This window comes from Flavobacterium humi (assembly GCF_004745595.1).
GTDB classification, from domain to species: domain Bacteria; phylum Bacteroidota; class Bacteroidia; order Flavobacteriales; family Flavobacteriaceae; genus Flavobacterium; species Flavobacterium humi.
The window spans coordinates 19,970-35,261 of sequence record NZ_SRLH01000006.1; the positions used below are offsets into that span (position 1 = coordinate 19,970).

The window sequence follows — 15,292 nt, forward strand, 5'->3', positions numbered from 1 at the left end:
ACCCGATATGCTTATAGAAGTACATCGGGTTTTGTTTTTAATCTGATATGTTTTCCGGGTTTATTCTTTCGGTTTTGTCAGGTAATAAACAGGGATTCCGGCGAGCATAATCAAAACACCCCAGCCGCAAGTACTGGTCCTGTCAATTAACAAGGCCACACAGATCGCTGTAGCTACAATGATATATAAAGCAGGAAGGAAAGGATACGCAAATGCTTTATAAGGGCGTTCTGCATCCGGCATTTTCTTTCTCAGGATGAAGATTCCATAAATGGTCAGGATGTAGAAAATAATAACAATGATCATCACAAAATCCAATAAATCACCATATTTTCCCGTCAGGCATAACGCCGAAGCCCAAATGCACTGTATCCACAAACCCCAACCCGGAACACTTGCCTTATTCAGATTAGCGGCTTTTTTAAAGAACAAGCCGTCTTTTGCCATGGTATAATATACTCGGGAACCGGCCATAATCAAACCATTGTTACAGCCAAAAGTCGAAATCATAATCATAACAGCAATAATAATAGTACCCGTAGACCCGAAAATATGCTCGGAAGCCACAACTGCAACCCTGTCGGAAGGGGCAAAAGCGATCTCGTGCAACGGCAAGACAGCCAGGTACATCACATTGGCCAGCACATAGATGATACTTACAATCAGAGTTCCAAGGAACAAACTCAATCCTACATTACGTTCCGGATTTTTGATTTCACCGGAAATGAAAGTCACGCCATTCCAGGCATCACTCGAGAATAATGAACCTACCATCGAAGCTGCAATAGCCGAAAGCAAGGCAAATCCGCCAATTTCGGACCATGTATTGGTGTCTTTGCTGAAAGATTGCGCGGTCCAGGCATTTGTCCAGTTGGCGTCCCAAATATCGCTTTTGGCCGCCAGGATGAATCCGAAAATGATCAATCCGAACAGAGACGCTATTTTAGTAACGGTAAATATTTTTTGGATGATTTTGCCGTTTTTAACCCCGCGGCTGTTGATATACGTCAAGATAATGATTGTAACGATGGAAACCAATTGTGCGGCACTCAATTTGAAAGACCCGGCTTCCAGCAAAAAATTATTTTCACTGAACGCTGGGATAAGATACGCCGCGAACTTTGAAAACGCCACGCCAACCGCTGCAATTGTCCCGGTCTGGATAACGGCAAAAAAACTCCAGCCGTATAAAAAAGCAATCAGCTTGTTGTACGCTTCCTTCAAATAGATATATTGCCCGCCGGCTTGGGGAAACATCGAGCTCAATTCGCCATAACTCACGGCGGCGGTCATGGTTATCAAAGCTGAAACAATCCAAATGGCAATCAGCCATCCGGCACTTCCTACGTTTCTGGTAATATCGGCACTGACAATAAAAATCCCTGAACCTATCATCGAGCCCACCACAAGCATCGTAGCGTCAAATAACCCAAGTTCCCGTTTGAAATTCTGTTTTTCTTCTTGCATAATTTTTTGGTTAGTTTTGATAAAGATATAAAAACATAATTTACACCCAATTTTTTTGTACTTTTAGTCAAAGTAAAACCTAATATTATGGATAAAGCAAGAGAATATTCAAATGGCGAGGTAACTATCGTATGGAAGCAGGACCTGTGCATCCATTCCGGTAACTGTGCCAGAGGTTTGGCAGGCGTTTTCAAACCCAAAGAGAAACCTTGGATCCATCCCGAAGGCGCGACTTCAGAAGAAATCGTAAACCAGGTAAAGAAATGTCCGTCAGGAGCCCTTTCGGTGTATTATAATAAAACAGGAAAAAATGAGTAATAGCTTGGAAAGCAAATTGGTCCTTAACGAAGAAAAAAAACGTTTCGAACTCGAAGTGGAAGGGAAAACCGCATTTATAGAATTCATATTGTCAAACGAAAACATCATGTTCCTGACCCATACCGAAGTCCCGGGGAACCTGGAAGGAAAAGGAGTCGGTTCGGCCATTGTTTCAAAAACACTGGAATACCTCAAGGAAAAAGGGTATACTCTAGCACCGCTTTGCCCTTTTGTGGCGGCTTATGTAAAACGCCATCCGCAATGGAAGGAAATTTTGGCAAAAGGCTACAATGTGTAGCGAGGCACTTTTAGAAACTGCCGGCTTAACACTGCAAACTGAGTACTTTCTTTTATCTTTGCCACATGAATGAACATTTAGACCCGACCAATCGAAATTATAATGCCGAGGAACTTGATTTGGAAAAAAAATTAAGGCCTCTCGCTTTTGATGATTTTACGGGGCAAGACCAGGTTTTGGAAAACCTTAAAATATTTGTGCAGGCCGCCAACCTTAGAGGAGAAGCGCTAGACCATACCTTGTTCCATGGCCCGCCAGGATTAGGGAAAACAACACTGGCTAATATTTTGGCCAACGAATTGGGCGTGGGGATTAAGATCACATCCGGCCCTGTGCTTGACAAACCGGGAGATTTAGCCGGCCTGCTAACCAATCTGGACGAAAGGGATGTCCTATTTATAGATGAAATCCACAGGCTAAGTCCTATTGTAGAAGAATACCTGTATTCCGCCATGGAAGATTTCAAGATCGATATCATGATCGAATCCGGTCCCAATGCCAGGACAGTACAAATCAACCTGAGCCCTTTCACATTGGTCGGAGCCACAACACGTTCGGGATTGTTAACCGCGCCAATGCGGGCTCGTTTCGGGATCCAAAGCAGGCTGCAATATTACAATACGGAACTGCTGACCACCATTGTACAAAGAAGTTCCTCGATCCTAAAAATGCCCATTACCATGGAAGCGGCTATCGAGATCGCGGGAAGAAGCCGGGGAACTCCGCGTATTGCCAATGCGATGCTGCGGCGCGTGAGGGATTTCGCCCAAATAAAAGGAAACGGAAAAATCGATATCGAAATAGCGAAATTCGCCCTAAACGCTTTGAATGTAGATGCCCACGGATTGGATGAAATGGACAATAAAATCCTGACAACCATCATTGATAAATTCAAGGGCGGCCCGGTTGGGCTCTCTACGTTGGCTACCGCCGTTTCGGAAAGCAGCGAAACCATTGAGGAAGTTTACGAGCCGTTCCTGATCCAGGAAGGTTTCATCATGCGCACACCACGCGGGCGCGAAGTAACCGAAAAAGCCTATAAACATCTTGGAAAGGTCCAGACAAATATCCAGGGAGGTTTGTTTTAGGGCATTTCCCTTCGGGCAGTCGGCTCCGCCTCGTGTCCCTTTGGGCCGGGTTTTCCGCTTTATCTTTTTTCGTTCCTCAAAAAGGATGCCGCTCCAACCCCTAATGCAGTATCGTGATCGATAACAAATCAAAATATACAAACCTTATAAAGTCCGAAGCCAAGCGCCTCGGGTTTTTGTCCTGTGGCATATCGCCGGCGGGTTTTCTGGAAGAAGAAGCGCCCCGTTTGGAAAACTGGCTCAACAACCGGATGCACGGCCAGATGTCTTACATGGAAAATCATTTTGATAAGCGCCTAAACCCAACGCTATTGGTGGATGATGCCAAAAGTGTCATTTCATTATTACTGAATTATTATCCGTCGGAAATTCAAAATCCGGAAAGTTATAAGATTTCAAAATATGCCTATGGACAGGATTATCACTTTGTCATCAAGGAAAAACTGAAAGCATTGCTGGATTTTATCCAAACACAAATCGGGGAAGTTTCCGGGCGTGCTTTTGTCGATTCGGCACCCGTCCTGGACAAGGCATGGGCGGCTAAAAGCGGTTTGGGCTGGATTGGGAAAAACAGCAACCTGCTCACCAAGCAAACCGGGTCGTTTTATTTTATTGCCGAATTGATTGTAGACCTCGATCTGGAATATGACCATGCCACCACAGACCATTGCGGAAGCTGTACTGCCTGCCTCGATGCTTGCCCTACAGAGGCAATTGTCGCTCCTTATATTGTAGACGGCAGCAAATGCATTTCTTATTTTACCATCGAACTCAAAGAGAATATCCCTTTGGAAATGCAGGGGAAGTTTGACGACTGGGCTTTTGGGTGCGATGTCTGCCAGGACGTCTGCCCCTGGAATAAATTCTCCAAACCGCACAACGAACCGCTTTTCAATCCTAATCCGGAACTCCTTTCGTTCTCCAGGAAAGATTGGGAAGACATAACAGATGAAACCTTCAGGAAAGTATTTAAAAATTCGGCTGTAAAAAGGACAAAACTCGAAGGATTGAAAAGGAATATCGGGTTCCTGAAAAAATAAAATCAGGCTGTTGAAAAAACAGCCTGATTTTTAGCAGATGACATGCAAAACGATTTTTATTTGTCCAATTGGGTCCCGATTGGCAAAGAAGGTTCGGCAGGAAGGCGGGAACATACTTTTTTGCGGTACGTAACACTTATTACCATTCTGTAAGGACCGTAAGCCGTAACCATAAATCCGTTGATTCTCTGATAACCCGTGATTACATAATCGGATCCAGGCCTCATGCTTACTGCCATTTGTTTCCAACCGTCTATTTGGGTATTTAAAGAACCTGCACTAAAACAACAGTTGCTCAAATCAGCATTGAAAAGCTTGGTTTGGGTTGTGCTGGTCCAGCTGCATCCCGGAGACAAGCTCTCAATCCTGCAGCTGTTTAATAAAGAGACCATTGTAAATTGGTTTTGCAAATCTGTCCCGGTACCGGAAGTGAAGTTGCATCCGTCATTCACAAGGGTTTCAGGGCAGCTTTGCATTGTGAGGGCGCTTCCCGGTGGCTGGAAGTTCAGCTCGCCCGGCGCTTTGGCTGTAATGTTTTCATTCTCGGATGGAACCGCTTCTTCTTTGTTGCAGGAAGCAAAAAATACAACACTGGCGAACAATGCTACAGCGAAGCTTTTCATTACGTTAGTTTTTTTAAATGTTTTCATAATATGTTTTTTAATTTGCCTACTCTTTCCGGGATTTTCGGCTTTCTCCCCGTTGATTGTTTTATGTAAATACGCCGGTTGGGATTTTTGTTACCCTATTTTGTATATTTTATCTTACTTTTTTCAAACCATCAACAGGAGCAAACTTTATGAAAGATTAATCACTAAAAATTTCGTTGTTCCAATGCATATTTTAACTTTGTAAATTCATAGTAATTTTAAAATATGTCAAAAGATAATAAAAGGAGAGAAGCATTACTATACCACGCTAAACCTGCACCAGGCAAAATCCAGGTGGTCCCAACTAAAAAATACGCTACACAGCGTGATTTGTCACTGGCTTATTCGCCGGGAGTGGCTGAACCTTGCCTTGAAATCGCGAAAGATGTCAATAATGTTTATAAATATACTGCCAAAGGAAACCTGGTTGCCGTAATTACCAATGGAACCGCTGTTTTAGGATTAGGCGATATCGGGCCGGAAGCCTCAAAACCGGTAATGGAAGGAAAGGCATTATTGTTTAAGATTTTTTCAGATATTGATGTTTTTGATATTGAAGTCGATGCGACCGATATCGATAAATTTGTAGAAACCGTCAAGGCCATCGCGCCTACTTTCGGGGGAATCAACCTGGAAGATATCAAAGCTCCCGAATCGTTTGAAATTGAAAGGCGTTTGGTAGAAGAATTGGATATCCCGGTCATGCATGACGACCAGCATGGTACGGCCATCATTTCATCGGCAGCTTTGCTAAATGCTTTGGAACTGGCCGGCAAAAAAATTGAAAATGTAAAACTGGTGGTGTCCGGGGCCGGATCTGCGGCTTTGGCCTGTGCTAATTTATATGTACTTTTAGGGGTCAATCCTGAAAATATCATCATGTTCGATAAAGACGGGGTGCTTTCTTCCGAAAGGACAGATCTGTCCGACCTGCAAAAAAGATATTCCAAAGCAAAACCGAATACAAATTTACAACAGGCATTAGTTGGTGCCGATGTGTTTTTAGGGCTTTCCGCCGGGAATATACTTTCGCCTGAAATGCTGTTGGGCATGGCTGATAATCCTATCGTTTTCGCCATGGCAAACCCGATACCGGAAATCGATTACAACCTCGCTGTTTCCACCCGTAAAGACATTATTATGGCAACCGGGCGATCGGATTACCCGAACCAGGTAAACAACGTGTTGGGCTTTCCTTATATTTTCAGAGGAGCGCTCGATGTCCGTGCTACAAAAATAAACGAAGCCATGAAGATGGCTGCTGTAAAGGCATTGGCCTGCCTGGCAAAACAATCGGTTCCGGAACAAGTGAACATTGCCTATGGCGAAACAAAACTATATTTCGGAAAGGATTACATTATCCCAAAACCATTCGATCCGAGGCTAATCGCCGAAGTGGCACCGGCTGTAGCCAAAGCTGCTATGGAAAGCGGTGTCGCCCAAATAGAAATCACAGACTGGGAACGGTACAAAGACGAACTTTTAGAGCGTTTAGGCTCCGATAATAAAATGGTTCGGTTATTGGCCAACAGAGCCAAAACAGATCCAAAAAGAATTGTTTTTGCCGAAGCAGACCATCTCGATGTGCTGAAAGCTGCGCAGATAGTACACGAGGAAGGAATAGGATTCCCAATCTTATTAGGAAACAAAGAAATCATCCTCGAACTCAAAGAAGAATTAGGATTTGACGCCGAAGTGCCTATTTTTGATCCAAAAACCAAGGAGGAAGATGCCAGAAGGCTGCGCTTTGCCGAAATTTACTGGAAAGCCCGCCGCCGCAGGGGAATTACACTCCTTGATGCCCAAAAATGGATGCGCGAACGGAATTATTTCGCCGCCATGATGGTCAATGAAGGAGAAGCTGATGCTTTGGTGACAGGATATTCGAGAAGTTACCCGTCTGTGGTAAAACCAATGATGGAATTGGTAGGGAAAGCACCAGGGGTAACCAGGATGGCGACAGCAAATATGATGATGACGCCACGTGGCCCGATGTTTTTGTCCGATACGGCCATTAATACCAACCCAAGTGCACAGGACCTGGCAAGAATTGCTCTTATGACAGCCAAAACAGTCAAAATGTTCGGTATGCAACCGGTGGTAGCCATGGTGTCGTTTTCGAATTTCGGTTCGTCAAACAATGAAAGTGCGGCCAAAGTACGTGAAGCAGTAGCCTATCTGCATGAAGAACATCCTGACCTGATTGTCGATGGGGAAATCCAGACGGATTTCGCTTTAAACCCGGACATGCTCAAGAGCAAATTCCCTTTTTCAAAACTGGCAGGGCAAAAAGTAAATACATTGGTTTTTCCTAATCTGGAATCCGCCAATATCACCTATAAAATGCTGAAGGAATTATACAAAGTTGATTCTATCGGGCCTATCATGCTGGGTATGGACAAGCCGGTGCATATTTTCCAATTGGGAGCGAGCGTGGAAGAAATGGTAAACATGGCAGCGGTTGCTGTTGTGGATGCCCAGGAGAAAGAAAGACGGAATAAATCGGCCCAAAAATAACAGAATGGTTATTTAATCAATTAATCAGGCAGTTAGACCGAAAAAAGAAGGAAAATTAAAGAAAATTAGTATATTTGGGGGTTTACGGATTCATTTATGATAACACAGATTCAGGGAAAATTAGTTGAAAAATCACCTACGGAAGTTGTAATTGATTGTAATGGAGTGGGTTATCAAATCAATATTTCCCTGCATACTTTCAGTATATTGCCTAATACAGATTTTGTAAAACTGTTCACGCATTTATTGGTTAAGGAAGACAGTCATTCGTTATATGGATTTGTTGAAAAATCGGAGAGGGAAATATTCAAATTGCTGATTTCCGTTTCCGGGATTGGAGCGAACATTGCAAGGACAATGCTTTCATCGTTGGAACCCAAACAAATCATACATGCGATTGCTTCGGGAGATGTGGGCGTCATTCAATCTATAAAAGGGATCGGAGCCAAAACGGCACAGCGGGCTATCCTTGATTTGAAGGATAAAGTGTTAAAAATCTATGATTTGGATGAAGTTTCGATTTCGCAAAGCAATACAAATAAAGATGAAGCGTTATCTGCTTTAGAGGTTTTGGGATTTGTCCGGAAATCATCTGAAAAAGTGGTTGAGAAAATCGTTGCCGCTATGCCTGACGCTACTGTAGAAACAATTATTAAACAAGCCTTAAAAAACTTATAATCGTTGAAGCACTATACTCGTTACAGATCAAGTTCGGTTGTTAAATTCAGTATTTCAGTACTGCTTTTTTTCATTTCCCTTGCTATGGATGCCCAGGTTGTCCCTACGGCCCAGGATACCGTTAAAGGATACAATACTAACAATTTGGAACTTCCTAACCCTAACAGTATTCTTGAAGCGTATACGTATGATCCCGTTACGGACAGGTACATTTATACCAAAACCTTTGAAGGCTTCAATATCGATTACCCGATTGTCCTGACACCGGACGAATACCAGAAACTGATACAAAAGGAATCCATCCGGAATTATTTCCAAAAAAAATCAGACGCGATTGACGGCAAAAAAGAAGCCAGCAAGGATGCCAAAAAGGACCTTTTGCCGCGGTATTATATCAATTCCAGCTTTTTTGAATCCATTTTCGGGAGCAATACCATTGATGTAAAACCGACCGGAACCGTTGAAGTCGATTTAGGGGCGAGGTATTCCAAACAGGATAACCCGGCTTTTTCCCCGCGTAACAGATCGAGTACAACCTTCGATTTCGACCAGCGTATCAGCTTGAGTTTACTCGGGAAAGTAGGGACAAAACTGAAGGTAAATGCCAATTATGATACGGAATCTACTTTTGCTTTCCAAAACCTGATCAAATTAGAATACACACCTACTGAGGATGATATCCTTCAAAAAATTGAAGTCGGGAATGTAAGCATGCCTTTAAACAGTACCCTGATCCGTGGTGCCCAGAGTTTATTTGGTGTGAAGGCCCAGTTCCAGTTTGGTAAAGTGACAGTTACGGGTGTTTTTTCCGAACAGAAATCACAAACGAAAACAGTTACGGCCCAGGGAGGAGGAGCCATCCAGGAATTTAATCTTTTTGGGTTGGATTATGATGCAGACAGGCATTTCTTTATTGCCCAATACTTCAGGAACAAATACAACGAAGCACTGCTTCAATACCCGATTATCGATTCCAGGGTACAGATTACCCGAATGGAAGTTTGGATTACCAACAGGCAAAATAGGGTCACAACAGGACAAGACGGGAATAATCTACGAAACGTTATTGCCATTCAGGATTTAGGGGAAGCGGCCAGTACGGACCCGGAGCATCCTAATTCCGAAATTATAGGCATCAACCCGCCGGCGACATTTTTTAATGCTGTCGATGCGCCGGTAAATAACTCCAATAATAATTTCGACCCGACAAAAATCGGTATCGGGAACAGTAACCTGACTGCCGCTATCAGGGAAATAGCAACTTCCGGACAAGGTTTTACGGGAATTACGCCAGCTCCTTCCGAAGGGACGGATTATGCGAAGCTGGAAAACGCCCGGAAATTAACACCAAACGAATATACCTACCATCCGCAATTAGGGTACATTTCCCTAAACCAGCGATTGACAAATGATGAGGTGCTTGCCGTAGCGTATCAGTATACCATTGGCGACCAGGTGTTCCAGGTGGGGGAATTCGGAACCGATGGGGTAGATGCCACTCAGGTAAATGCAGGTGTGCCAACAACCCAAAGTTTGATCCTTAAAATGCTTAAAGGGAATTTGGCAAGTGTCGATAAACCGGCCTGGAAATTAATGATGAAAAACATCTACCAGATTCCGGGTGCGTATCAATTGGATCCTGCAGATTTCAAATTCAATATCTTATATACTGATCCGTCTCCATTAAACTACATAACGCCAACCACGTTGCCACTTCCGGCAGGTGTTGCGGAAACCCCGTTGTTGAAGGTTTTCAATTTGGATAAATTGAACTTCAATAATGACCCGCAAAATGGCGGTGACGGTTTCTTCGATTTTATTCCCGGAATGACAGTCGATACACAAAACGGGCGCATTATCTTTACCACAACAGAACCTTTCGGAAAACTTTTGTTTGATAAATTGAGCGCAGGCCCGGGAGAAGATTACAACAATATCAATACCTATAACGATAACCAGAAGAAATATGTTTTCAGGAACCTGTACTACAAAACACAGGCCATAGCGTTGCAGGACAGTGATAAGAATAAATTCCAGTTGAAAGGGAAATTCAAATCCAGCGGCGGGGACGGAATCTCCCTGGGAGCGGCGAATGTACCAAGAGGTTCGGTAGTCGTTACAGCCGGAGGAAGGGTTTTGCAGGAAGGAGTGGATTATAGCGTAAACTACCAGGCCGGGCGTGTGCAAATTTTAGATCCGTCGTTAAGGGCATCCGGCATCCCGATTGAAGTTTCCGTAGAAAACAATGCGGTTTTCGGGCAACAGACCAGACGATTTATAGGAGTAAACGTAGACTATAAAATCTCGGATAAATTCCAGGTAGGCGCTACTTTGCTTAAAATGACGGAAAGGCCGTTTACCCAAAAAACAAATTACGGCCAGGAGTCCATCAACAATATGATTTACGGATTTAACGGTAATTTCTCTACCGAAGTCCCGTTTTTCACACGATTGGTAAACAAACTGCCTAATATAGATACTGATGTGCCTTCGAATCTTTCGGTAAGGGGTGAAGTTGCCTTTTTAAAGCCCGGAACCCCAAAAATGGATAAATTTGAAGGAGAAGCCACCGTATATGTTGATGACTTTGAAGGTTCGCAATCTACTATTGATATGAAAGCGCCTTTGGCATGGACATTGTCCAGTGTCCCAAAAGGTTTCGACAATGGAGCTGCGGAAGATGATTTGAGTTATGGTGACAAACGTGCTAAACTTTCCTGGTATTCCATTGATCCTACTTTCTATACCGGGGACAGGCCTGCAGATGTAAACGACAACGAAATTTCCAGTAACAACACCAGGAGGATTTACAGTAAAGAACTTTACCCGAATACGGATATTGCTGCCGGGGAAACCACGGTTGTTACCACGCTGGACATGACCTATTATCCAACCGAAAGAGGACCGTACAATTTCAATCCGCTGTCCGTAAACAATATCCTGCCTAATCCGCAAAGTAATTTTGGAGGGATAATGCGGTCGATAAATGCTACCAATTTTGAGCAGGCCAATGTGGAATATATTCAGTTTTGGATGCTTGATCCTTACTATGGAACGGCAAGTGATACGAATCCGGCCAATATAGGGAAACTGACATTCAACCTTGGGGAAGTTTCCGAAGACGTCTTGAAAGACGGACGTAAATTATATGAAAACGGACTGCCGGCCGGCGGGACAAACCAGAACGTGATCAATACCAACTGGGGTAAGGTTCCTGCCGCACAATCATTAATTTATGCTTTTGATACCAATGAAGGCAACAGGGCGCAACAGGACGTTGGTTTGAACGGTTTGTCTGATGCTGAAGAAAATATAAAATACCCTGCTTTTGCCGGAAATGACCCTGCTCAGGATAACTACCAGTACTTCCTTAGCGTTTCCGGGCCAATTTTGGAAAGATACCGTAATTACAACGGTTTGGAAGGCAACTCACCGGTGAATGTTTCGGATACCAACAGAGGTTCCACAACGACTCCGGATGTGGAAGATATCAACAGGGACAATACCATGAATACCATTGATGCGTATTATAAATTTTCTGTTGAAGTCAAACCGGGTATGGAAGTTGGTGATGAATATGTTTCGGATGTCAGGAAAACAGAAGTTACATTAGCCAATGGAAGTACTACTGAGGCAAGATGGATACAGTTCAAAATTCCGATATTGGAAGCAACGGCCGCGAATATTGAAGGAGGGATTTCAGATTTCAAATCGATTCGTTTCATGCGTATGTTCATGTCCGGGTTCAGCGATAAAGTAACGATTCGTTTGGGTTCCCTGGATTTGGTACGTGGTGAGTGGAGAAGATTCAATGCCTCTTTGCAATTGCCGGCAGGAAACCTTCCTGTGAATGACGATCCTGCGGATGACCCGACAGGTTTTGATGTCCAGGCTGTAAATATCGAAGAGAACGGTAACAAGGAGCCGGTGCGCTACGTAACACCTCCTGGTGTGGAAAGAGAGCAGATGTACAACAACAATTCGGTAATCAATCAAAACGAGCAATCGCTTTTGCTGAAGGTATATGATAAGGCAGATCCTCAAAACGGTACCAAAGGTTTGGAGCAGGGTGATGCGAGAGCAGCGTTCAAGAATGTTGATGTGGACATGCGCCAGTACAACAAGCTTAAAATGTTCCTTCATGCCGAAGCTCTTAATAATGACTACGGTGATATCACTAGAGAATTAAAGAATGATGAGATGCGGGCGTTTATCCGATTCGGTAACGACTTCACTGAAAACTTCTACCAAGTTGAAATCCCTTTAAAAGTAACCCCCAAAGGAGCCGGCAATGCTTCGGATGTTTGGCCGGAAGCGAACGAAATCGATTTGAAGACGAAGTTGCTTACCGCTCTTAAGATCCTCAAATTGCAAGGATCCTTAACACCGGATGCCAATGGTATTTCCTTTTTGGATGAAGACGATCCCCGTTTAGATCCGTCAGCATCCAGTAAATCCAATAAATTGACACTAGGGATCAAAGGAAACCCGAACTTTGGTTTTGTGAGGACTTTAATGGTCGGAGTCAAAAATACGAGAACGGGCCAGGACCAATTTATAAGAGGTGAAGTTTGGTTCAACGAATTGCGTTTGGCCGATGTGGACAACCAAGGCGGTATGGCTGCAATTGCCAGCGTAGATACAAATCTTGCAGATTTTATGACACTTTCCGCAACGGGAAGAATGAATACGATTGGCTTCGGTGCCCTGGAACAAAGCCCTAATGAACGCAGCCGGGAAGATGCGCACCAGTATGATATTGTTACCAACATGAGTTTAGGGAAATTGCTTCCTAAAAAATGGGGAGTAGCGGTGCCGTTCAATTATGCAATAGGGGAAGAGATTATTACTCCTGAATACGATCCGTTTAACCAGGATATCAAGCTGAAGCAATTGATTGATGTGACTTCTGATCCGCAAGAGAAAAAGAACATTAAAAACCGTGCTATTGATTTTACCAAAAGAAAAAGTATCAATTTTATAGGAGTAAAGAAAGAAAGGGCTCCAGAGCAGAAAGAACATTTCTACGATCCTGAAAACCTGACACTGGCCTATTCCTATAACGAAGTGGAGCACCATGATTTTGAAGTGGAAAACCTGTTAGACCAGCAAGTGAGGACTTCGGCGGATTATGCATTTGCATTCAAGCCAAAACCGGTTGAGCCGTTCAAGAATAATAAATTGATGAAAAAAAGCACGTATTGGAAACTTTTGAGTGATTTCAATTTCAATTACCTGCCAACCACCGTCAATTTCAGCTCGACTATCCTGCGTCAATTTAACAAGCAGCAGTTCAGGCAGGTTGAAGTGCAGGGAATCGGCATCGATCCTTTGTACAAGCGTAATTTTATGTTTAATTACAACTATGGATTCAATTACAACCTGACCAAAGCCTTACGATTCAATTACACCGCGACGACAGCTAACCTGGTGCGGAATTACCTGGATGAGAACAACGATCCTATTGATGATTTCACCATTTGGAACGATTACTGGAACATCGGGACGCCAAATCAGCACGCGCAGCAATTGACCCTTAATTATGATTTGCCAATCAATAAGATCCCGGTTTTTGCTTTTATAAAATCGGATTATACCTATACCGGCGACTACAGCTGGCAAAAGGCTTCTTTATTGGCACAGGAATTCAAAGGATATAATTTAGGGAATACCATTCAGAATGCCAATTCACACAAATTGAATACGGCATTTAATATGGAAACATTCTATAAATATATTGGTTTAACCAAAAGGGGAACCAAGAAACCGGCTTCAAAACCTGTAACGGCCCCAAAACCGGGAGAGAAAATCGTGGCCAAGCCAAAAGTTAAAGACGACAAACCAAATATTTGGTTGGACGGCTTGATTGGAGTGGCAACCAGTATTAAAAATATCCAGATTAATTATACCGAGACTAACGGAACGATGCTTCCGGGCTATTTGCCTTCCATAGGGTTTTTGGGTTCATCCAAGCCTTCGCTGGGATTTGTTTTCGGCCTGCAGGACGATGTTCGTTTTGAAGCGGCCAAAAACGGCTGGTTGACCGATTATCCGGAATTCAACCAGAATTTCACACAAGTGAAAAACAAGCAGGTTACGGCAAATGCCAATTTGGAAATATTCCCTGACCTGAAAGTTGACCTGATCGCAGACCGTATGCACGCAGAAAATTTCTCTGAACAGTTTGACGCTGTAGGAGATACTTACAATTCGCACTCGCCTTATAATTTTGGTAATTTCTCCATTTCGACCAATATGATCGGGACGGCATTTTTAAGAAGTGACGAAATAACATCAAATGCGTTCCAGCAATTTAGGGATAACAGGATTATTATCGCCAGAAGGTTGGCCGTTGCCAGAGGGATTGATTTGAATAATGCAGCGAACCTTGATGCTGAAGGGTATCCGATAGGTTTCGGTAAGAATAACCAGGCTGTTTTATTGCCGGCTTTCTTAGCGGCTTATACTTCCGATTTCCGCAATGCGCCGGATGTTCCCCTGAGTTCATTCAGAAGTTTCCCTATTCCTAACTGGACAGTGAAATATACCGGATTGATGCGTTACAAATTCTTTAAGGACAAATTCAAAAGGTTCTCATTGCAGCATAGCTATAAAGCGGCCTATACTATGAATTCCTTCCGTTCTAACTTTGAATATGATAAGGATCCGGAATCGAAAGATGCCAACGGGAATTACCAAAACAAGATCATCATCTCAAATGTGAACCTGACCGAGCAGTTCAGCCCGCTGATGCGATTGGATTTCGAGATGAAGAATTCGATCAAGATTTTGGCCGAGATGAAAAAGGACAGAACGCTTTCATTAAGCTTGGATAATAATTTGCTTACCGAACTTAAAGGTGTGGAATACATCATAGGTCTTGGTTACCGTATTAAGGACGTCCAGATCCGATCCAGGCTGGCAGACAATGCCATGGGGATGATCAAGAGCGATATCAACCTAAGAGGAGACATTTCCTTTAGGAACAACAAGACAATTGTGCGTAACCTGGATTATGACAACAACCAGTTGGCGGGCGGACAGAACATCGTTTCGGCTAAATTGACCGGAGATTATTCTTTCAGTAAAAACCTGACCACATTGTTCTTTTTCGATTATTCGTTCTCGAAAGCGGTGATCTCTACGGCGTATCCGCTGACCAATATCAGGGCTGGTTTTACATTGCGGTACAACTTTGGAAATTAATTTTCAAAAACCCTGATTTTTAAGTTGAAT

At 43.3% G+C, this 15,292-nt stretch carries 9 protein-coding genes; 7 read left to right on the top strand and 2 right to left on the bottom strand.

Annotated features, from left to right (window positions below):
- Window positions 1-60: 60 nt before the first annotated feature.
- Window positions 61-1,467 (bottom strand): APC family permease, encoded by a 1,407-nt coding sequence (locus E4635_RS11560; RefSeq protein WP_135526858.1) that lies wholly within the window; start codon window positions 1,465-1,467, stop codon window positions 61-63.
- A gap of 87 nt (window positions 1,468-1,554) precedes the next feature.
- Here E4635_RS11560 and E4635_RS11565 point away from each other — a divergent pair, with 87 nt between their 5' ends.
- From E4635_RS11565 to queG, 4 genes are all read left to right on the top strand, one after another.
- The gene (locus E4635_RS11565) at window positions 1,555-1,785 is read left to right on the top strand and encodes a (4Fe-4S)-binding protein (RefSeq protein ID WP_135526859.1); all 231 of its coding nucleotides are present in this window, start codon (window positions 1,555-1,557) and stop codon (window positions 1,783-1,785) included.
- Window positions 1,778-2,083 carry a GNAT family N-acetyltransferase gene (locus E4635_RS11570; RefSeq protein ID WP_135526860.1) on the top strand — a complete coding sequence of 102 codons (306 nt, stop codon included), beginning with the start codon at window positions 1,778-1,780 and terminating at the stop codon, window positions 2,081-2,083. The genes E4635_RS11565 and E4635_RS11570 overlap by 8 nt, the downstream gene beginning before the upstream one ends.
- Before the next feature lie 65 nt (window positions 2,084-2,148).
- Entirely contained in the window at window positions 2,149-3,171 is a 1,023-nt protein-coding gene (gene ruvB, locus E4635_RS11575) for a Holliday junction branch migration DNA helicase RuvB (RefSeq protein WP_135526861.1), read from the top strand.
- Window positions 3,172-3,284: 113 nt separating this feature from the next.
- On the top strand, window positions 3,285-4,211 hold the full coding sequence (gene queG / locus E4635_RS11580; RefSeq protein WP_135526862.1) for a tRNA epoxyqueuosine(34) reductase QueG: 927 nt from the start codon (window positions 3,285-3,287) through the stop codon (window positions 4,209-4,211).
- Between the two features lie 56 nt (window positions 4,212-4,267).
- Here the strand turns inward: queG and E4635_RS11585 are convergent, their stop codons facing one another.
- The gene (locus tag E4635_RS11585) at window positions 4,268-4,861 is read right to left on the bottom strand and encodes a hypothetical protein (RefSeq protein WP_135526863.1); all 594 of its coding nucleotides are present in this window, start codon (window positions 4,859-4,861) and stop codon (window positions 4,268-4,270) included.
- Window positions 4,862-5,086: 225 nt separating this feature from the next.
- On the opposite strand from E4635_RS11585, the gene E4635_RS11590 reads away from it, so the two are divergent.
- The 3 genes from E4635_RS11590 (at window position 5,087) to sov (ending at window position 15,262) form a co-directional block, all read left to right on the top strand.
- Window positions 5,087-7,378 carry an NADP-dependent malic enzyme gene (locus tag E4635_RS11590; RefSeq protein WP_135526864.1) on the top strand — a complete coding sequence of 764 codons (2,292 nt, stop codon included), beginning with the start codon at window positions 5,087-5,089 and terminating at the stop codon, window positions 7,376-7,378.
- A 96-nt stretch (window positions 7,379-7,474) separates the two neighbouring features.
- The gene (gene ruvA, locus E4635_RS11595) at window positions 7,475-8,056 is read left to right on the top strand and encodes a Holliday junction branch migration protein RuvA (RefSeq protein WP_135526865.1); all 582 of its coding nucleotides are present in this window, start codon (window positions 7,475-7,477) and stop codon (window positions 8,054-8,056) included.
- Window positions 8,057-8,140: 84 nt separating this feature from the next.
- A complete protein-coding gene (sov, locus tag E4635_RS11600; RefSeq protein ID WP_169630263.1) occupies window positions 8,141-15,262 on the top strand; it encodes a T9SS outer membrane translocon Sov/SprA in 7,122 nt (2,373 codons plus the stop codon).
- Window positions 15,263-15,292 lie beyond the last annotated feature (30 nt).